Raw genomic sequence first — 20,289 nt, forward strand, 5'->3', positions numbered from 1 at the left:
CATTTTAATCTTTTGGTCAGATTTGTTTATTGTATATGTTGCTTGTTGTGCAGAAGATCATAAGCATATCCTGAAATGTAGGAGACATTGATAAGTAAAAGTGACCCGAAAAGGAACGACCAGCAAACTGTCAGGATTATTTCCGGGTCAGATGTGCCGGGTACAAATCCGAAAACGGAGATTTCCAGCCCGGTGATAAAAAACAAAGCTGAAAGAATTGTTACCGGAAGCCAGACTTTTGCCAGGTTTCTTTTCCATTTTTCGGGTAAGTTTTTTTTCCACCAGTTCAGGTCCGATCGGGTATTCGTTGCATAGGCCCATGCAAGGATAAAAAATGGGATATGTCCGATTCCTCCACCTGTTAGCGTCAGTAGTATAAAAAGCAGGAGAAAAATGGACGGGCCATGTTTTTTGTCAATAAAAAAGATGGTCCAAAAAATTATCAGGATGCCGGTAACTACGGAGGCCATTCCGGTATACAAAAAGTTAGGTATCAGCGTTACGGCCGGGTCATTGCCGTGAAGCCAAATCCGGTGATCGGGGCCTATCGATTCTATAAACATTCCGTTTGTGGGAGTATTGCCTTGCAGTATTTCAAAAAAACCATGGTGTATTCCTCCCATGGCCAGTGCAAAGCCCAGTATGATTGTGGTTATTCTGCGTGCTTTTGATTTTGTTGTGGTTGTTTTGGTTTGATACATTACTAATTCCTCCTTTTATTTAGTAGTTCACCTGCTTATTATATGGTATTAAAACTTCAGGTCCGCTAAATGCGAGAATGATAATTTGCCATAGTCCATACTAATTGTTTGCTTTTAACTGTTTTCTTTCCCCAACCGAAAAAGCCTTACTCCAATCAGAACAAACCATACCATGTACAACGGGCCGGCAATCATGATAAAAGCTTCTTTTATTGGCTGATAAAACAGTCCGATAACAATACTTGAAAGGTCGAAGCCATGCGTCAGTAAACCTATCCAGCCGGTTGTTTTATTGAATATAGTTGTTTTTAGCATAAGAATTGAAAAAATAACGGCACCGGTTTCAATTAGAATTCCCCTGATAATTGCCCCGGTATTTATCCACATATCGCTGGCCAGCATTCCTTCACACGCGGCAAGCAGTTGCTGCTTTATTTCGGGAGTTGTTGCCTGTTGGTATTTATCGTTTATGATTACAATAGAAGCTAAATTTACATCGGAGATGAAAATGGTTACCCCGGCAAGTGTACAAAACAGCGCAATTTGGGCAATCAGTTCGTAACCTGTTTTGAGCGACTGATACAAACTGAAAAAGAGAAGATAGTAAAATGGGATTACAATAATTGAAATTATGTCGAGCCTTAAAAGAGCTGCAAATTTATCCTCTTCCAGCATGTTGAAGCACTCTTGAGCCGTTTCCGGATACCCACCTTTCAAAAATACTAAAATCAGAATGGTTGCAAAAGAATAAATCAGGAACAGCAATGCCGTAAATCCTCCGGCTTTGTACAGATACCTGCTTGACAGATCAGTCAGGTACATGGCTTGGTTTTTCATTTTCACAGGTTTAAACGGTTGTAATTATCCGCGAAAGCACAGCATTTTTGCTTCGCATTAATATACAGATGCTAAAGTTAAGGAAGTCAGCCCAAATTTTTGTTAAAAATTTGGCAAAAGTTCGATAAACCGTTTAAACAGTTCGGGGTTCAGTATGATAGGGAAAACAAATCCGAAAACCGCCCCAAGAAAGTGGGCGTCGTGTGCTACATTGTCCATTTTTCGTTTGCTCATCTGATAGGAATAAATGAGGTAACCCACTCCAAAAACAATACCCGGAATAGGAATGATGGCAAATAGATAGAGTTTTTCCCAGGGATCGAGAAAAATAAAAGTAAACAGCACTGCCGAAACGGCTCCCGATGCACCCACTGCGTTGTAGTAGTAATCGTTCTGGTGCTTTATCAGGCTCCAGACATTGGAAACCAGCATGCCGCCGAGGTAGAGTATCACAAAATAAAACTCTCCTTTATTGCCGAAGAAGTAACTGAAATAATTTTCAACATTTCTTCCGAAAAAGAACAAAACCAGCATATTTACAATCAGATGTGTCCAACTTACATGCACAAAGGCATGAGAAATCAACCGGTAATACTGTTTTCGGTGAACGATCTGCGCAGCGTTAAACTGAAGTTTTTCCATCAGCGCCACATTTTGAAATGCCAGAAACGACACTGCCGCCGTTGTTCCTATTATTAACCAGGTTATCATCAATGTAAAATTTTATATATCATTTCTTTTTGCAGTTCGGCGGTATCGACCAGTGTAGAAACCCCCAAGCCTTTGCTTTTTAAATCGTATTCGCGCAAGATACCCATTATTTCATAAAGTTTGGTCGGGGAGTATTTTTTGGCAGCGGCCATTATTTTTTTGATGTAAAAAGGGTGTCCTCCCATTTTTTGAATAGCGCCTCTTTCCGATTTGTCTTTTAAAAAGTGATAAGAAAAAATTTTGGAGTAAAAGCTGAACAGGGTAGCTGTTGTTTTCTGGATTGGGTGCTGTTGCGGATTGGAGCCGAAATAGTTGATGATTTGGTTGGCCTTTAAAACGTTCTTGCTCCCCAAAGCATCCTGTAATTCCAGCAGGTTAAAATCTTTACTGAGACCAATGTTCTTTTCGATGTGCTCGGGCGTAATACGGTTGGTATCTTTAACTGCAATCACCAGTTTGTTCAGTTCGTTGGAGATTTTGCTGAGTTCGGTGCCCAGCGAGGCAGTTAAAATCTGACTGGCCTGCGGTATAATGGTGTAATTGTATTGTTTCAGGTAGTTTTCAATCCATGCCGGCACCTGGCTTTCATAAATTTGTTTGGTAGAAAGGATAACTCCTTTCGATTTAATAGCCTTGTACAATTTGGTGCGGGCATCCAGATTTTTGTATTTATAATTTAAAACGAGGATAGTAGAAGGCATCGGCTTTTCAGCGTAAAATACCAGGTCTTCAATTCTTTTGAGACTTTGTGCTTCTTTTACAATAATTACCTGCCTGTCGGCCATCATCGGGTACCTGAGCGACGCTTCTGCAATGGTTTGCGGCTCCGAGTCTTTTCCATAAAAAATGGTCAGGTTAAAGCCTTTTTCTGCTTCAGTCAGCACATTTTTTTCAATATAGTTGGAAACCTGATCGATAAAATAGGGCTCTTCACCCTGCAGCAGGTAAATAGGGTGATAAACTTGTTTTTTCAGGTTTTGCAGAATGATATCGAATTCCATGTTAAAACTTTAAGTGTTTTACAGAAAGGCCGTTATTCTTTATTTCGAGCAATGCATCAATGCCTGCCTGTAAATGGATATCCACATACTTGAGGGTTACCAGTTTATCGCTTTTGCTGGTTTTTACCCCGGCAGAAATCATGGGCTGGTCGGAGACCAACAACAGCGCCCCGGTGGGTATTTTGTTGGCAAATCCCACGGTAAACAGTGTGGCCGTTTCCATGTCAATGGCCATTGCGCGGGTTTGGGTCAGGTACTTTTTGAATTTTTCATCATACTCCCATACGCGTCGGTTGGTGGTGTAAACTACCCCGGTCCAGTAATCGGAGCCACTGTTTCGCAAAACGTGCGAAACGGCACGATGAATGTTGAATGCCGGGAGAGCCGGTACCTCAACCGGAAGGTAGTCTGCTGACGTTCCTTCGTTGCGGATAGCGGCAATGGGAAGGATAAGGTCGCCCAGCTGATTTTTCTTTTTCAACCCGCCGCATTTACCCAAAAAAAGGACTCCCTGCGGGTTTATGGCGCTTAGAAGGTCCATTACCGTTGCAGCATTGGGGCTGCCCATTCCAAAGTTGATGATGGTAATTCCTTCAGCAGTGGCATTTGGCATATTTTTATCACTTCCGATAATGGGCACCTCAAAACGCAGAGAAAATTTTTCCACATAATCCATGAAATTGGTGAGTAGAATGTACTCCCCGAAATCTTCCAGCTTTTTGCCCGTATAACGCGGAAGCCAGTTTTCCACAATCTCTTTTTTTGTCTTCATGTACTCCAAAATTAATGAAGAATGATTTATTTTGTTCAAAATAGCAGGTCCGTACAAAAGTACGTTTTTCCGTTTTGCCTGCCAATATTTGTTTAAAAGTTAAAAGGAGCAAAGGCTGAATGCAAACGTTAAATTTACCGTCTTACGAGTTCAGGATAAAAAAAGAAGAAGGGAAAAGCTATATTTTCGACGGGGTACGAAAGCGCTATGTATTGCTGACGCCCGAAGAGTGGGTGCGGCAACATTTTATCCGGTACCTGGTACACGAGAAAAAATACCCGGAGTCACTGATGGCAGTGGAGAAACAGATCATTCTGAACGGAAAACAATTTCGATTCGATCTACTGGTTTACCGACGCAACGGAGAGCCGTTGCTTATTGCCGAATTTAAGGCTCCCGGTGTAAAAATTTCACAGGATACATTCGACCAGGTGGTGCGTTACAATATGGCTTTGAAAGTAGAACGAGTAGTTGTTTCAAACGGAATGCAACACTTTGTGTGCGAAATTGATTATGAAGTCAATAGCTACAAGTTCCTTAAAGAGGTGCCTGCCTTTTGACGCTTTCCATTCCGTTTTGCAAAACGAGATAAACCAGAAGGGAAAAGGACTTGTATTTTCTGAACCCGCCAAACACTCAACAGAGAACCCGATGCTTTTCCTATTAGGATATTTAAAATTGAGTATTCTGCATTGGATATTTCCTAATAAAATTTCCAATAATTAACAACCAATATCCAATGATCAATAAATAAATTTTTTGTATGTCAGTATATTAATAGTTTGTTTTTCTTCATCGGGTATTTTCTGAAGTCAATCTAAATAATCAATATCCAATACTCCACTAAGACGCTGCTGTTCTTCGTATTTGGAAATTGAATATTGAGTATTCTGCATTGGATATTTGTCTCTACGAACAAGCCCAGTAGTCAACATTCAACCCGGAAAGTGCCACCGGTTTCATTGAATCAGGATTTTGTAATGCGGGCAAAAGCTATCTATTTCTGCAAGGCAAATGCCCTTCCTGCTTTAAATGCTTCCACATTCTGGTTGACAATCTTTTCCCCTTTTTCCCTGAATATTGTTTCAATTCCTTTTATGATAATGTCATCGTGGATGGCAATAAAGGGAGAAGCGGCACCCAGCATCACCATATTCGAGGCTTTGGGATTGCCCTTATCGCGTGCCATCTGATCAGCGTCAATTCGGATGATACTAATTTTATGGGCGAGTTCTTCAAAGGTTTTGTTCAGTTCCGGGTAGTTGGGAATATTTTTGAATTCTGCCGTGTTCGTTACCAAACTACCTTCAGGTGAAAGATAGGGAAGATAACGCAGCGCTTCCATTGGCTCTACCGAAAGGATAAGATCGGCGCTTCCCGTTGGGATCAGGTCGGAATAGATGGGATGGTCGGCAATGCGCAAGTGTGAAACTACAGCGCCCCCCCGTTGGCTCATGCCATGAGTTTCCGCTTGTTTAAGGTAGTAGTTTTCATTGAGTGCTGCAGCCCCCAGAGAAGCGGCAATGGAAAGGATCCCCTGTCCGCCTACGCCTGCCAGTATGATATCAGTCTTCATTTATGCCTGTTTTTTTACTTTGTTCAACTTTTTCATTTTTGCTACCCTTTGCACACATTCCCTGCGTCCGATGATAACTGAGACCCCGTTAAAAGCTATCTCTTCCCGGATAATCCGTACAATCTCATCGTGATTTTTTTTCAGCGGAACAAAAAGCCGAATGTGTTCCGGATTGACTCCCACTCCCTCGCAGATTTTTTCAATACGCCCTTTGGCTGATGAATCCTGGCCGCCGGTCATGGCCACGGTCTCGTTATCCACAATCAGGATATTGACGTTTGATTTTTCAATCACACAATCAAGTAACCCTGTAATTCCGGAATGGGTAAACGTAGAATCGCCAATTACGGCAAATACCGGTGACAGGCCGGCATCAGCAGCCCCTTTTGCCATAGTAATGGAAGCGCCCATGTCCACACAGGTATTGATGGTGTTATAAGGTGGCAATGCACCCAGTGTGTAACATCCAATATCGGAGAAAACCCTGCCGTTGCCTATGTCTGCAATCACTTCGTTTAATGCATCGTATGTGTCCTGGTGACCGCATCCAGCGCAAAGAGAAGGAGGTCGTCCTACCAATGTTTCAGGCATTTCAAGCGGCTTTTCCAATTCTTTGCCCAGCGCTTTGGCCAGGTGGTCGGGGTTCAGCTCACCCCGGCGTGGCAGGGAGCCGTTTAGTCTTCCGGAAACTTTGGTGCCTTTTCCAAAGAAGTCGGAGAGCATTTCTTCTACTAATGGGTATCCCTCTTCTGCAACGAGCAACTCGTCACATTCATTTTCGAGCTGCTGTAACATGTCTTTCGGGACAGGGTAATGGGTTATTTTTACCACCGGGTAAGGGCAGTTACCGTCCGGGTAATTCTCCATGAGGTAATTGTAAGCAATACCGCAGCAAACAATCCCGAGGCTTTTTTCTTTTCCTTCAAAATAATTGTTGAAAGCTGATTTTTCTGAAAGTTCTTCCAGCCAGCCCTGCTTGTCGAGCAGGTTTTGGTAGTATTTCCGGCCGTAAGCCGGAAGCAGCATAAATTGCATCAGGTTTTCGGGTAACCGGAGCAGGTTTTCATCCAGCACAGGTTTAGGCACTACACCAGCCCGTGAGTGGGCCAAACGGGTAGGAATGCGCATCATTACCGGCAATCCTGTTTTTTCTGAGAAAGCAAACGCTTCGTATGTCATGTCGTATGCTTCCTGCTGGTTGGAGGGCTCAAATACGGGAACCATGGCAAACTTGCCGTAAAACCGTGAGTCTTGTTCGTTTTGGGACGAATGCTGGGAAGGATCATCAGCTACAGTAATTACCAGCCCCCCATTGATACCTGTAATGGCCATGTTCATAAATACATCTGCAGCCACATTCAGCCCTACATGTTTCATGCATACCATGGCACGTTTTCCGGCATATGACATACCCAATGCTGCTTCAAGGGCTGTTTTTTCGTTCGCTGACCATTCGCGGTGAATGTTTCGTTCACCAGCCGTCTTGTTATGTTGAATATATTCCGTTATTTCGGTGGACGGAGTTCCGGGGTAAGCATAAACGCCCGAAATTCCTGCATCTACTGCTGCCTGCCCGATGGCTTCTACTCCTAACAGTAATTTCCTTTCCATTATAATTTCTGGTTTGTTTGCGTGACAAAATAGGATTTTTATCGGACGCAAAAAACAATAAATATCAGGGACGCAAAGAAATTAACTGAAAATTGTAATTACCAGTTTGCGGCTTCCTCCAAAATTCCGGAATTCGCAAAAATAGATACCCTGCCAGGTTCCCAGGTTAAGGCGGTGGTTGGTGACCGGAATGGTCACTTCGGCTCCGATAACCGACGATTTCAGGTGGGCTGGCATATCGTCGCTACCCTCGTAAGTATGTACATATACCGGATCGTCTTCCGGAATCATTTTGTTGATAAACGATTCGAAATCAGTGCGCACCGACGGGTCCGCATTTTCGTTTATCGTAATTCCTGCCGAAGTATGTTTAACCAGAATATGCAGTAATCCTTTTTCCGGCAATGATGGCAATTGTTTTTCGATGAAAGAGGTTATTAAATGGTATCCTCTTCCCAGCCGGGGCAGTGTTATTTCAGTTTGTTGAATCATATTAACCTCCAAATCGTTTTCCCCACCACATTTGCAACCGTTCGAGGATTTTCCCTTCCTGCTGGTTTTTACCAGGCTGGTAAAACCGTTCGTTTTTTATTTCTCCGGGAAGAAAATCCTGCTCCACAAAATTGTTTTGGTAGGAGTGGGCATATTTGTAATCTTTTCCGTAACCGATTTCTTTCATGAGTTTGGTAGGTGCGTTGCGGATGTGCAGGGGAACAGACAGGTTTCCCGTTTTTTGCACCAGCGCCAAAGCTTCGTTGATGGCCATGTAAGCCGAGTTACTTTTGGGCGAGGTAGCCAGATAAATGGTGCACTCTGAAAGTACAATGCGTGACTCTGGATAGCCAATCTGATGCACCGCATCGAATGTGCTTTGGGCCAGAAGCAATGCGTTGGGATTAGCCAGCCCGATGTCTTCGGCGGCGAGGATGAGTAGCCGCCGGGCAATAAATTTGACATCTTCACCGCCTTCTATCATGCGGGCCAGCCAGTAAACTGCCGCATCCGGATCGCTGCCGCGCACACTCTTTATAAAGGCTGAGATAATGTCATAGTGCATTTCGCCCTGCTTGTCGTACATCGCAAGGTTTTTTTGCAGGCAGGCTGTCACTTTTTCGTCGGTAATCCCGATGGCATTCCCGCTTTCTGAAAAAACTACCAGTTCCAGCACATTCAACAGCTTGCGGGCATCGCCACCTGAGTAGCGCAACAAGGCTCTTTCTTCTTGTATATCAATTTTTTTCTTTTTAAGCTCTACGTCTTTTTTGATGGCCGTGTCTACCAGTTTTAAAAGTCCTTCTTTGCTAAGAGGCTCCAAAACATAAACCTGACAGCGGGAGAGCAGGGGAGAGATAACTTCGAACGACGGGTTTTCGGTGGTGGCGCCAATGAGGGTTATGGTTCCGTTTTCCACGGCGCCCAGTAGCGAGTCTTGCTGCGACTTGCTGAACCGGTGAATTTCGTCGATAAACAGGATGGGATTGGGACGATTGAAAAATTGCTGTTTTTTTGCTTTTTCAATCACCTCGCGCACATCTTTTACCCCCGAGTTGATGGCGCTGAGAGTATAGAACGGGCGTTCCAGGGTATTGGCAATGATTTTGGCCAAAGTGGTTTTGCCTACGCCCGGTGGTCCCCAAAGAATCAGTGAGGAGAGGTTGCCCGATTCAATCATTTTACGCAAAACGGCATTTTTCCCTACCAGGTGCTCCTGCCCGATGTAGTCGTCCAGTACTTTGGGCCTCAGTCGTTCTGCCAGTGGTTGATTTGCAGCCATTTTTCCTTCCTTTTACCTGTTCGTAATCTACATTTTTTTCCGCAGGTTCAAAGGTAGGATATTTTTTTGTTTGGTGCCTGCGTGAAAGGGTACGGCACATTTATCTCTCGGACAATATGAATGGCTTTTAAAGATGCATTAAGCTAAATATCCCGGTTGCTAAAGTTAAGAGATAAGAAAATATGGTTTATCGAAAGGGAACACAGAACCGGCTGCTGGTTGCCAGCTACTCATAATTTATTGCGCGCTGCTAATTTTTTCCTGCTATTTGAAAAACATAAATTTTATGCTTAGTTTTAACGCGTTAAAAACCAAAGCACTGATTTTAAGGTGTAATATAATACGGAATAGAAAGGCTTGTCGGAGAGACCGTTTTCTTTACAAAAGGTCCGGCGGCTAGGGGAGTAAGGTGATATGTAACATTGGTAGATATTAAAATTTACCGGATGATTTGTTTTCCCGTTTTGGATAATAATCCGGAAGACGCAGGAGTGATTTTATTTGTGTTTGAAGAGTACTTGTAGCTTTTGAAAGAGATAGTTTAAGTGGAAAATATAATATGGTCAGCCGTAATGGCATAAAATACATAATTAATTAAAGAAACTATGGCGAATATAGGAGAAGATACAACAAGAAAACTGATTGAAAGTGGAGAAATCAAGCCGGGAATGAAAATATTGGACTTAGGTTGTGGAGCCGGAAATGTGTCGTTTCTGCTTTCTGATTACATTGGTGCCGACGGAATTATTGTCGGTATAGATAGCAATGAAAAGGCTATTGAGCGGGCAAAAGAAAGATCGAAAGAATTGGGACTCTCGAATCTGTATTTTTGTGTGGGTGATATAACACAGGATTTCAAAATGGAGCATTCCAATTTTGACGCAATTATTGTTCGACGTGTATTAATGTATTTGCCCAACCCCCAAAACACAATCGCAGCGGCCATAAAATATTTAAAACCCAACGGAATATTTTTAGCGCAAGAAAACAACATTTCACAGACCCCAATTGGTTTGGAATCGATGCCACAGCACAAAAGAATAAATGACCTCATAAGGGAAACGCTTGAAAAAGAAAATGTAAATTTCAATATGGGGATTGAGTTAAATACAATCTTGACAAACTCGGGATTGAAAGTAGAAAAATTATGGGCAGAAGCTATAGTAAGTACACCAAATCAGCATACAAACTGGGCTTTTTTGGCTCAGAATATGAAAGAGAGAATGTTATCTCATAATGTAATAAACGATGTTTCCGAATTAGAACTTGAAACTTTAGACGCAAGACTGACTAAAGAAAGAATGGAAAACAAGAGAACATTTATTACTGATTTGGTTTTTTATGCCATTGCACGGAAAGCGTAAAATTAAATGTGGTGCAAGCCTGCTTAAAATTGTAACGGTTTGATGAGCCTGAGTTTTGTAATCACTTGATGTGTGAATTCTTGCAGAAAGTCATTAAAGTCAATGTCATACGAAAATGGAACAGATCGATAAATAGCTTATAATAATTAGACTATCCCCGCTTCATTGCTTCTTTCCTCAGTTTTTCCGGCATTTTTTCAATGGCATACCGTAAAGCTGTCCGGGGCATGGTATCTTTTTTACTTACAACATAGTCGAAAATTTCTTTTTGGTGTGCCTGGCTTGCCGACTTAAGCATCCAGCCGTAGCCTTTCTGTACGAGGTCGTCTGCATCGGTTAGCAGGGCACTGGCAATTTCAAGGATGTCGCTCAGAAATTTTCCTTTTCGTGCCGGAATGATGAGGGTCACTGCTGCTCCACGGCGTACCCAGCGGTTTTCTGATTTGGTCCAGGTTTTCAGACTGGAAATATAATCCGGGTACATTTCAATAAATTCACCAATGGTATGGTTACATAGTGTATCGCACGAAGCCCAGTTGGTAACGTAACTTTTAAGCCAGTTTTCAAATACCTGAAAATCGGTCGGTTCATAGTTTTTATGCAGGAAATAGGACCAGTTGCAAGCAATGAACGATTCTTCGAGGTATCCCGATTTCCAAAGTTCTTCGCAAAGCGCAAAAACTGCTGCTTTGTCTAAATCTTTGATACCATTAAACTTCTGTTTTGCCATTTTCCCCACCAGTGCTGTTTTGAAACCGTAAGCACGAACCTCTTCCTTGAAAAAACGTTTGCCCGATTGCTGAATTTTTTCATCGGCGCCGGCCTGTAACTCTCTTCTAATACTGGTTAAGACGTCATGGTTTGTCATGGTTTTGATTTTTTTATATCCAAAATTTAAGGGAGCTTAGTACCCTCAGAGAAGAAAAGGATATGCGGTTAGAAACCGCATCACCCCATAAAAAAACCCGGGATTACCCGGGCTTTATTTCTATTTCACCTAAATGTACAATTCGTTATTTTACTTTGTCAACGATAGCTTTAAATGCTTCAGGTTGGTTCATGGCCAAATCGGCCAGTACTTTCCTGTTGATTTCGATATCGTTTTTCTTTAACAGTCCCATAAACTGTGAATACGACAACCCTTCAATACGGGCTGCTGCGTTAATACGCTGGATCCACAATGCACGGAACGATCTTTTTTTGGCTTTCCTGTCGCGGTATGCATACTGCAATCCCTTTTCGTAGGTATTTTTTGCGACTGTCCAAACATTTTTACGCGCTCCGAAATAACCTTTCGTCCTTTTCAGAATTTTTTTCCTCCGGGCACGTGATGCTGCATGATTTACACTTCTTGGCATACTTTTTACTTTTTTGGTTACCGGCGTCCCGCCTGTCAGTTTTCAGGCAAATACTTTAAAGCACAGCAACCTGGTTAATAACTCTTTTTACTTTATTAAAAGGATTTTACTTCATGTTCAACAAAAGCTTCACGTTACTCTCATTGGTCTTGTCAATGGTAGTCCAATAAGTGAGATTCCGTTTTCTTTTTGTACTTTTTTTAGTCAAAATGTGGCTTTTGTAGGCATGTTTCCTTTTAATTTTCCCTGTTCCGGTGAGCCTGAAACGTTTTTTGGCGCCGGAATTCGTTTTCATCTTTGGCATAATCCTACTTTGTTAAAATGTTATCAAAGAACTGTATTATTTCTTTTTAGGTGAAATCATCATTGTCATTCGTTTCCCTTCCAGCTTAGGCATCTGTTCTACGGTGCCTATTTCTTCGAGTTCGGTAGCCAGCCTGAGCAGCAAAATTTCTCCCTGCTCTTTAAACAAAATCGATCTTCCTTTAAAAAACACGTAGGCTTTAACCTTTGCTCCGTCTTTCAGGAACTTTTCGGCGTGTCTCATTTTAAACTCGAAGTCGTGTTCATCGGTTTGCGGTCCGAAGCGGATTTCTTTAACCACTACTTTCACCGCTTTGGCTTTCATCTCTTTTTGTTTCTTTTTTTGCTGGTAAAGAAACTTGGAGTAGTCTGTTATTTTACACACTGGTGGATCTGCTTTAGGCGAAATTTCCACCAAATCCAATTCCAATTCATCGGCCATTTTTAACGCCTCTCTTAGTGGATAAACACCCTGATTTTCGATGTTTTCGCCTACCAAACGTACCTGAGGTGAGGTAATATTCCTGTTAATCCTGTGTTGCGGCGCTGTATCCCTTCTCATGAAAGGACGGCCTCCTCCTCTTCTTTTAATAGCTATAGTAAAATCCTCCTATTATTTAGTTAGTTATACAATCCGGATAATTGACCTTTCACTTCATCTGCAACAAAACGGGCAAACTCACCGATTTGCTGCAGGCCTATGTCTCCCTCGCCCTGACGGCGTACCGAGACAGTTTCTTCATCCTTCTCCTTCTCGCCTACAATCAATAAATAAGGTATCCTTTTTAACTCGTTGTCGCGTATCTTTCTGCCAATCTTCTCATTACGATCATCAACGACGGTGCGAATATCGGAATTATTTAGAATATTTGAAACTTTTTGGGCATATTCATTGTATTTTTCACTGATTGGCAAAACAACGGCCTGTTCCGGAGCCAGCCACAATGGGAATTTTCCGGCGGTGTGTTCAATCAGCACAGCAACAAACCTTTCCATCGAGCCGAAGGGCGCACGGTGAATCATTACAGGACGGTGGCGATTGTCGTCGGCGCCGATGTATTCCAGATTAAATCGTTCCGGCAGGTTGTAATCGACCTGAATGGTTCCGAGCTGCCAGCTGCGACCCAGCGCATCTTTAATCATAAAATCGAGTTTGGGACCATAAAAAGCCGCTTCCCCTTTTTCTGTGGTTGTGTTCAATCCTTTTTCTTCACAAGCTTCAATAATGGCCTTTTCAGCCTTGTCCCAGTTTTCGGCACTTCCAATGTACTTCGCAGGATTTTCCGGATCGCGTAACGAAATCTGCGCCGTATAATCATCAAAACTCAGCGCTTTGAAAATGATAAAAATAATATCGATTACCTTTTTAAATTCATCTTTTAACTGGTCGGGCCGGCAGAAGATATGCGCATCGTCCTGTGTAAAACCACGCACACGGGTTAGCCCGTGCAGTTCGCCACTTTGCTCGTAACGATAAACTGTCCCGAATTCGGCCATGCGAAGGGGTAAGTCTTTGTATGAGTGTGGTTTTGCTTTGTAAATTTCACAGTGATGCGGGCAATTCATCGGCTTCAATAAATACTCTTCACCCTCAGCGGGTGTTGTAATTGGCTGAAACGAATCTTTCCCGTATTTTTCGTAATGCCCCGAAGTTTTGTAAAGTTTTACATCGCCAATATGAGGTGTAATCACCTGGTCGTATCCATACATTTTCTGTACCTTTTTCAGAAAATCTTCCAGTTGCATTCTCAGCTGGGCACCTTTTGGCAGCCATAAAGGCAGCCCCTGTCCAACTGCTTCTGAAAAAGTAAATAACTCCATCTCTTTGCCAATTTTGCGGTGGTCGCGTTTTTTGGCTTCTTCCAACATTATGAGGTACTCTTCCAGCATTTTTTGTTTGGGGAAAGTAACCCCGTAAATGCGGGTGAGCATTTTGTTATTTTCATTTCCTCTCCAGTAGGCGCCGGCAATGAAGGTTAGTTTAATGGCTTTAATGTATCCTGTATTGGGCAGGTGCGGCCCCCGGCATAAGTCGGTAAAATTGCCCTGGTTATAAAGGGTAATGGTGCCGTCTTCCAACTCACTAATCAATTCCTGTTTCAGCTCGTCATTTTTCTGCGTGAACATCTCCATCGCATTGCCCTTGGAAATTTCTTTCCGCACAATGTCATTTTTCTGACGGGCCAGCTCCAGCATTTTTTTCTCTATCTCTTGTAAATCTTTTTCGGCGATCTGCTGTCCGTCAGGAAGGTCAATATCGTAATAGAAACCGGTATCTACCGTTGGGCCGATACCGAATTTGGTTCCCGGGTAAAAAAACTCGATGGCTTCGGCCATTAAGTGTGCAGATGAATGCCAGAATGTTTCTTTTCCTTCCCGGTCATCCCAGGTATTCAGTTTAACCGTAGCATCTTTTGTAATTTTCCGTGTTAAATCCCAGGTTTCACCATCTACTGTGGCCGATAAAACCTCTTTGGCCAGGCGCGGCGAAATGGACTGTGCTATTTCCAAACTGGTAACCGGATCCGGAAACTCTTTTACACTGCTATCGGGAAGCGTAATTTTTATCATGTTTTCTATTACTGTTTTTAAGAGGTGCAAAGATAATGATTCATTCGATAAACTCATATTCCGGCTATTTCTCTTGAACTATTTTTTATGATTTATAAAAATTATTATACGAGAATCTTGTTTTGTGCGAAAAAGAAAGATTTTCGTCTATGATTGTTTCGATTTTTAAATTAAGAGTGCATTTTGATTATAGTTTGTTATATGTTTAAAGTGATATTTGTTTATTTTGCATTCAAAAACCTAAGATTGTAACAGTTTTAATGTTCGAAGACATGGATTTAAAAAAACCGCAGGATTGTTCTTCAGCCGGGGACATTCGGGATGAAATTGACAAAATTGATAAGCAAATTATTGTATTGTTTTCGGAACGGCATAAATACATTGAGGAAATAGTTCGGTTTAAGCAGGATGAGGAGAGTATTGAAGCGAGAGACAGAAAGGAACAGGTAATAGAACAACGCAAAGAATGGGCAGAAAATCACGGGCTTGATGCTGAGGTGTTTAAAGAAATATACACTCTTCTTATCGAATCAAATATTAAGCATGAGTTAAAAATCCTGAAATCAAAAACAACAAATAACCAACATGTATAAAAAAGAGATTAAAGTGATGGATTGTACGGTCCGCGATGGTGGACTTATGAACAAATGGCAGTTTAGTGATGAATTTGTACGCGCTGTTTACAAGGGATGTGTGGAAGCGGGAATCGATTACATGGAAATTGGCTATAAAAGCAGCGAGCGTGCATTTTCGAGAGATGAGGTAGGGCCGTGGAAATTTTGTGACGACCGGGATATACGCAGGATTGTGGGTGACAACAATACCAATCTGAAACTTTCTGCTATGGCTGATATCGGACGTATCGATACGGAAGATATTCCTCCCAAAAGTGAAAGCGTAATTGATATGATACGGGTAGCCTGTTATGTACATCAAATAGATAAAGCCATCTTTCTTGCCGAACATTGTATGGACAAAGGGTATGAAACAACCATTAATTTAATGGCAGTGTCGAAGGTAAACGAGCCGGAGTTGGATCAGGCTTTAAACGATTTGAGTCAGTCGAAGGTGCCGACCGTTTATGTCGTCGATAGTTTTGGTAGTATGTATTGCGAAAGCGTTGAATACCTTGTTAAAAAATATTTGAAAGCGTTGCCCGGAAAAAAAGTGGGGATTCATGCGCACAACAACATGCAGCTGGCTATGTCTAATACGGTTACTTCCCTGATACACGGGGCTACCATGCTTGACGCCACTTTGCTCGGTATGGGACGCGGGGCAGGCAATTGCCCGATTGAAGTTTTGATTGCATTCCTTAAAAACCCGAAATACAGATTGCTTCCGCTTCTCGATGTTATTCAAAACCAGGTAAAACCGTGGCAGGATAAAATAGATTGGGGGTACCATGTTCCTTACCTGATTACAGGCGCCCTGAATGAGCATCCCCGCAGCGCTATGAAGTGGATGGACTCAGAAAAAAAGGACGATTTTGTTGCGTTTATGAAAGAGATGCACGATTACGAATTGCTCGAATAATAAATTACTACGAACCAAAACTGAAAACGAATTACTCTTCTTTTTTCGCTTCCTCCCAGATTTTATCCATCTCAGCCAGACTCATTTCGTGCAGGTTTTTTCCTTTCATGAGGGTTTGACTTTCAAGATAATTAAAACGTTGAATAAATTTCAGGTTGGTGCGCTCAAGGGCCGCCTCAGGATCGATGTCATAAAGCCGGGCAGCATTCACCATGGCAAAAAAAAGGTCGCCGAATTCAGCTTCCATTTTATCTTCATCTACTTTATTTATCTCATGACTGAGTTCATTTATTTCCTCTTTAACTTTCTCCCAAACCTGTTCGCGTTTTTCCCAGTCGAAGCCCACTCCGCTGGCCTTTTCCTGAATGCGGTTGGCTTTTACTAATGCGGGCATGGCAGCAGGCACACCTTCCAGCACCCGTTTATTGCCTCCTTTTTCTTTCAGCTTGAGTGCTTCCCAGTTTTCTTCCACTTTTTTCGACGAACCATCTACATCGGTGTCTCCAAAAACATGGGGGTGGCGGTAAATCAGCTTTTTGTTAATGCCTTCCAGTACATCTCCCATATCAAATGCTCCATATTCAGATCCGATTTTGGAATAGAAAACAATATGCAACATCAGGTCGCCCAGTTCTTTTTTTATTTCGTTCAAATCATTTTTGAGAATAGCGTCGCCTAATTCGTATGTTTCTTCAATGGTCAGTTTGCGCAGCGATTCCAGGGTTTGTTCTTTGTCCCACGGGCATTTTTCCCGTAGTTCGTCCATTATCTCAAGCAGTTCTTTAAAAGCTTCAATTTTTCGTTCCATTGTTTTCCTTTGGATATTTATTTTAAATGATTTTTACATCAGATGGCAATTCCCTTTTCCTGAAAAATCAATTCGACGAAATTAATTATTCTTTAGTACTTCAAAGCTATTTGTGCGGGCTTATATCAATTGAATTTGATAGTGAGCCTTAAATTGTTTTGATTATTTTGGGTTTAAGCAAGGCGAAAAATTGAGGCATAGCCATAGCTACGGCGATATTTTTTAACGAAGCATAAACTCAAAAGAACGGAAGAATAAGGCTCAAGATCATGTTTAATTGGTATTAGTTGTCAACAGCTACAATTTTCGAATTGAAGTCTGTAGATAGATTTTTTACTTAAATGGAGTTTGGGCCTTCTTTATTTAATTGGAATGAGAAGGAGGTTTTTCTCCCGGTTTTTTCCTTTTTTTTCGGTGGGCTTTCCACCAAATCATAAATCCACTCACCAGTACCATTATCAGGCAGAGTCCGGCCAGCGGAACATAGAGGATGTAGAAGGGCCCGATGAGGTGCTCAAAGATACGGCCCGTGTGGATTTCCAGTGCTGTATTCCACAAAGACATAGGTGACTGTCGGCGGATTTTTTCCGGCATTTCAGGGAACGGTTTTCCGGACAGGGAAATAGCCCCCTGGTTATAATCGAACCACCATGCATTTTCCCCGGCTTCCACCAGGCCAGCTACCATATTATCGCCAATAGGACTGCCCATTCCCTGTGGGGCAACATAGGGTTTCCCCGTAAAAAAATCTGACACGCTGCCGGTCCGTAAATTCCATAGAAACATACTGTTAAAGGAACCTGTCAGGTATTTAAATTCTCCAACCGGTTTAAGTACATTCAGGCCCATTACACTCACCGGAGGTTGAGGAAAAGCGGGCTGTAAGGGCTTGTTGAAGGTTTCTTCAGCCAAAAAGAAACCTTCGGAAGTAGAAATAAGGTAGCGGTTTTGGTTTTCATCCCAATGTACCCTGCGAAGCTTGTCAAACCAAGGATTGGGATTGTCAAGGTGTGTACCCGGAATAATTCCCACTTTGGTGCCGGCAATGGGAATTAACAGGGGAGGGCGGAGGTGAATGCCTGCCAGGGTGTTGATAATGAGAAAAGCCACAAAAATATAGCCCACTACGTTGTGCCAGCGTAAATTGGTTTTAAAAGTTCCGGCTAATGATTTTACCTGTTTCCTCTTTTTTTTGCGATGTTTGATAACTTTTGGAAAAAAGAAATGAAGTAAACCGGTTACAGAAAGCAGGATGGTGACCAGTCCCAGCAAATCGACGACCAGCTTTCCGGGAAGTCCGAGCAGTTCTCCGCTGTGCAGTTCCCAAAGGGTGTTGAATAAACCTGTTTTGCGTTCGTAACCAACCGGTTCCGGAAGTTGGATGGTTTCAAATGTTTTTCCGTCTACCGTTTTAAGCAAATAGTGGCGGGTGAGTACCAAAAGCGTATCTTCTTTCAGGCTTACATCTGCAATTCGTTCCTGTTTCACCGGCAGTTTCATCTTTTGCCACTCGTCTGTCTCTACTTTGTTCCGGCGGTAAAGCCCGAAATGCGTTCCGGCAAACAAAGTGCTGTTGAGCTGAACCACGGAATAAATTTTTCGCCCGTCTATTCCTTGGGGAAAGCCCTGGTTAAAATCGCTGAAGTTTTCCAGATTTTCGTTTGTCTGCCAAATTCCGATATTCCCAAAAATCAAAAGCGAATTATTTTCCAAAGGGAGCGATCCTCTTACCGCAGCCAGGTTCCAGTTTTCATATCTGTAGTTAGAAGGAAGCAGGTTTCTTGGTATGTCGATAGAAGAAAATGTTTGCCGGTGGTTCATTACAATTCCTGACGCGGCAAATAATATGGCCAGAAAAGCGATAACAATGCCCGGCCACTTGTGCAGCTTCCTGAATATTTTTAATGACTTGCTTCTTTTCATGTATTTAGAAGAAAAACAATATGTTATTTAAGATTGTTTTTTTGCTTTGCAGCTACCCGCTTTCCGGGTAGCCTGAATCCTGAAACCTTTGGTATGACCAGCGTTTTTGCGATTTGGCCTGTTGGGTAAAACAAAGGTAAAAGTTACCTGTTGCCTTTTAACAAAGTTTACCGCAAACGAACCGGAAACGTATCCGGTATCACTGAATGAAAGTGGGCGTAACCGAAAGCATAATGTATCCCCAGTGCTGGCCGGCCGTATGATCTCCGCCTTTGAGTAATTCCATGCTTTCGCCTGCAAACATAACAGACCACCCCGCGCTTAGTATGGCGTTAGGCTGAACCTTGTATGAAATGCCCAAATCCAGTTCAGTGCCCAGATAGCTTTTGGCATCAGCCGAGATTTTGCCTGCCGAGGTAAAGTAGTGCAGGTGCCCGTTAAATCCGAATTTGTCTTTTTTGTAATTGTATTTTACGTAGATGTCATTTAACCCAACGGAGTTGATATGATTTCCAACGTAGAAATAATCCATAAACCCATTGAATTTATGGTTGGTTCCGTAAAGTGGATTAAAGGCATAAACCTTGTCGTTTTTATCGTAACTATTTCCTGAAAGATGCTCCAGTCCTGCGGTAATCCCATTTTTCAGAGAAGCTTCCAGCAGAAAATTCATGGCCCTGATATCATTTCCCGAAACGTGCTCTCCGGTCTGAATATAAAGATTTGCAGCTAACGATACATCTTCCAGCGAATGCGTAATTCTGCCTCCGAGGGTTTGGCTGTACCGGTTTTCCTGCTCCTGCTCCGATACGAAAAACGGAACTCCGTTATTCAGGAACAACAAACTCAATCCTGTTTGTTCCCACTTTTTATTAAACCATAAAAATTGCAGGTCTTTGTAAGCGTCCGGCCCGTTGTAGAAATTGGTGGTAACGTCTGCATTTTCGTGATGGGCAATTCCCAAATGTAATGTAATTTCATTTTCAATTTTGAATAATGCCACATCATGTGATCGTGCCTGTTGCGCCCAGCCCACATTTCCAAAAATGCGGTGGTCGTCATAAATCAGTTCCTGCCGGCCTGCTTTCAGCGAAAAGTTCTTTGCCAGTTTAACTTCGGCCCATGCTTCGTGCACCGAGGTAGCATAATCTTCGTTGGTAACTAACTGCGGCTGACTTCCCCAGTACCGGACATCTTGTAACACCAGTTTTGTTGTTAGCCCATCTGTTGCGAAGAGCGCATTTAAACGGGTACGCTGGGTTGTTATGGTTGATAAATCCTGGCCATCATCAGCGAGCGATTTGTATCCTCTGCTGAATTCGGTACGTGGCCTGAATTCGCCTGACAATGTGAACTGTGCACGAACCTCCGGCTGGAATAAAAGCATTCCTGCCAGAAGGGCTAAAAATATATTTCGTCTCATTTCTTTAGAACGTTAAATGA

21 protein-coding genes are annotated in these 20,289 nt (G+C 42.5%); 4 read left to right on the forward strand and 17 right to left on the reverse strand.

The features are described from left to right. Window positions 1–26: 26 nt before the first annotated feature. The 5 genes from D1164_RS11295 to D1164_RS11315 all read right to left on the reverse strand — a co-directional run bounded on the left by D1164_RS11295 (window position 27) and on the right by D1164_RS11315 (window position 4,022). A complete protein-coding gene (locus D1164_RS11295) occupies window positions 27–701 on the reverse strand; it encodes a hypothetical protein (protein ID WP_119350086.1) in 675 nt (224 codons plus the stop codon). A 114-nt stretch (window positions 702–815) separates the two neighbouring features. Then, the gene (locus D1164_RS11300; RefSeq protein ID WP_119350087.1) at window positions 816–1,538 is read right to left on the reverse strand and encodes a hypothetical protein; all 723 of its coding nucleotides are present in this window, start codon (window positions 1,536–1,538) and stop codon (window positions 816–818) included. Window positions 1,539–1,640: 102 nt separating this feature from the next. After that, window positions 1,641–2,249: a rhomboid family intramembrane serine protease gene (locus tag D1164_RS11305; RefSeq protein ID WP_119350088.1), complete on the reverse strand. Its 609-nt coding sequence runs from the start codon at window positions 2,247–2,249 to the stop codon at window positions 1,641–1,643. Continuing rightward, window positions 2,249–3,250 (reverse strand): DNA polymerase III subunit delta, encoded by a 1,002-nt coding sequence (gene holA, locus D1164_RS11310; protein WP_119350089.1) that lies wholly within the window; start codon window positions 3,248–3,250, stop codon window positions 2,249–2,251. The genes D1164_RS11305 and holA overlap by 1 nt, the downstream gene beginning before the upstream one ends. A 1-nt stretch (window position 3,251) precedes the next feature. After that, the gene (locus tag D1164_RS11315) at window positions 3,252–4,022 is read right to left on the reverse strand and encodes an AMP nucleosidase (RefSeq protein WP_119350090.1); all 771 of its coding nucleotides are present in this window, start codon (window positions 4,020–4,022) and stop codon (window positions 3,252–3,254) included. Between the two features lie 119 nt (window positions 4,023–4,141). On the opposite strand from D1164_RS11315, the gene D1164_RS11320 reads away from it, so the two are divergent. Beyond that, complete coding sequence (locus tag D1164_RS11320; protein WP_119350091.1) at window positions 4,142–4,582, forward strand: type I restriction enzyme HsdR N-terminal domain-containing protein; 441 nt, start codon at window positions 4,142–4,144, stop codon at window positions 4,580–4,582. 437 nt (window positions 4,583–5,019) lie between these two features. Here D1164_RS11320 and D1164_RS11325 read toward each other — a convergent pair whose 3' ends face one another. The 4 genes from D1164_RS11325 to D1164_RS11340 form a co-directional block, all read right to left on the reverse strand. Then, the gene (locus tag D1164_RS11325) at window positions 5,020–5,598 is read right to left on the reverse strand and encodes an indolepyruvate oxidoreductase subunit beta (protein WP_119350092.1); all 579 of its coding nucleotides are present in this window, start codon (window positions 5,596–5,598) and stop codon (window positions 5,020–5,022) included. Then, window positions 5,599–7,209 (reverse strand): thiamine pyrophosphate-dependent enzyme, encoded by a 1,611-nt coding sequence (locus D1164_RS11330; RefSeq protein ID WP_119350093.1) that lies wholly within the window; start codon window positions 7,207–7,209, stop codon window positions 5,599–5,601. It lies immediately after the preceding gene. A gap of 81 nt (window positions 7,210–7,290) precedes the next feature. Then, entirely contained in the window at window positions 7,291–7,701 is a 411-nt protein-coding gene (locus tag D1164_RS11335) for a secondary thiamine-phosphate synthase enzyme YjbQ (protein WP_119350094.1), read from the reverse strand. Window position 7,702: 1 nt separating this feature from the next. Then, complete coding sequence (locus tag D1164_RS11340) at window positions 7,703–8,983, reverse strand: replication-associated recombination protein A (RefSeq protein ID WP_119350095.1); 1,281 nt, start codon at window positions 8,981–8,983, stop codon at window positions 7,703–7,705. 605 nt (window positions 8,984–9,588) lie between these two features. Here D1164_RS11340 and D1164_RS11345 point away from each other — a divergent pair. Further along, window positions 9,589–10,347, forward strand: coding sequence for a class I SAM-dependent methyltransferase (locus D1164_RS11345; protein ID WP_119350096.1), 759 nt, complete (start codon window positions 9,589–9,591; stop codon window positions 10,345–10,347). Window positions 10,348–10,498: 151 nt separating this feature from the next. Here the strand turns inward: D1164_RS11345 and D1164_RS11350 are convergent, their stop codons facing one another. The 5 genes from D1164_RS11350 to thrS all read right to left on the reverse strand — a co-directional run bounded on the left by D1164_RS11350 (window position 10,499) and on the right by thrS (window position 14,579). Further along, entirely contained in the window at window positions 10,499–11,215 is a 717-nt protein-coding gene (locus D1164_RS11350; protein ID WP_119350097.1) for a DNA alkylation repair protein, read from the reverse strand. A gap of 145 nt (window positions 11,216–11,360) precedes the next feature. Beyond that, window positions 11,361–11,705, reverse strand: coding sequence for a 50S ribosomal protein L20 (rplT, locus tag D1164_RS11355; RefSeq protein ID WP_119350098.1), 345 nt, complete (start codon window positions 11,703–11,705; stop codon window positions 11,361–11,363). A 106-nt stretch (window positions 11,706–11,811) separates the two neighbouring features. Next, window positions 11,812–12,009 (reverse strand): 50S ribosomal protein L35, encoded by a 198-nt coding sequence (gene rpmI, locus D1164_RS11360; RefSeq protein ID WP_119350099.1) that lies wholly within the window; start codon window positions 12,007–12,009, stop codon window positions 11,812–11,814. Window positions 12,010–12,045: 36 nt separating this feature from the next. After that, on the reverse strand, window positions 12,046–12,570 hold the full coding sequence (infC, locus tag D1164_RS11365; RefSeq protein WP_119350100.1) for a translation initiation factor IF-3: 525 nt from the start codon (window positions 12,568–12,570) through the stop codon (window positions 12,046–12,048). Window positions 12,571–12,629: 59 nt separating this feature from the next. Further along, window positions 12,630–14,579 (reverse strand): threonine--tRNA ligase, encoded by a 1,950-nt coding sequence (gene thrS / locus D1164_RS11370; RefSeq protein ID WP_119350101.1) that lies wholly within the window; start codon window positions 14,577–14,579, stop codon window positions 12,630–12,632. Between the two features lie 272 nt (window positions 14,580–14,851). Here thrS and D1164_RS11375 point away from each other — a divergent pair, with 272 nt between their 5' ends. Next, a complete protein-coding gene (locus D1164_RS11375) occupies window positions 14,852–15,172 on the forward strand; it encodes a chorismate mutase (RefSeq protein ID WP_172594432.1) in 321 nt (106 codons plus the stop codon). Next, a complete protein-coding gene (locus D1164_RS11380) occupies window positions 15,165–16,115 on the forward strand; it encodes an aldolase catalytic domain-containing protein (RefSeq protein ID WP_119350103.1) in 951 nt (316 codons plus the stop codon). The genes D1164_RS11375 and D1164_RS11380 overlap by 8 nt, the downstream gene beginning before the upstream one ends. A 31-nt stretch (window positions 16,116–16,146) precedes the next feature. Here the strand turns inward: D1164_RS11380 and mazG are convergent, their stop codons facing one another. The 3 genes from mazG to D1164_RS11395 all read right to left on the reverse strand — a co-directional run bounded on the left by mazG (window position 16,147) and on the right by D1164_RS11395 (window position 20,269). After that, window positions 16,147–16,923, reverse strand: a complete 777-nt coding sequence (gene mazG / locus D1164_RS11385; protein ID WP_119350104.1) for a nucleoside triphosphate pyrophosphohydrolase — start codon at window positions 16,921–16,923, stop codon at window positions 16,147–16,149. Window positions 16,924–17,286: 363 nt separating this feature from the next. Further along, window positions 17,287–18,846, reverse strand: a complete 1,560-nt coding sequence (locus D1164_RS11390; protein WP_119350105.1) for a PepSY-associated TM helix domain-containing protein — start codon at window positions 18,844–18,846, stop codon at window positions 17,287–17,289. Window positions 18,847–19,045: 199 nt separating this feature from the next. Beyond that, the gene (locus D1164_RS11395) at window positions 19,046–20,269 is read right to left on the reverse strand and encodes a hypothetical protein (protein WP_119350106.1); all 1,224 of its coding nucleotides are present in this window, start codon (window positions 20,267–20,269) and stop codon (window positions 19,046–19,048) included. Window positions 20,270–20,289: the final 20 nt, after the last annotated feature.

Source organism: Mariniphaga sediminis, from assembly GCF_003573545.1.
Lineage (GTDB): Bacteria > Bacteroidota > Bacteroidia > Bacteroidales > Prolixibacteraceae > Mariniphaga > Mariniphaga sediminis.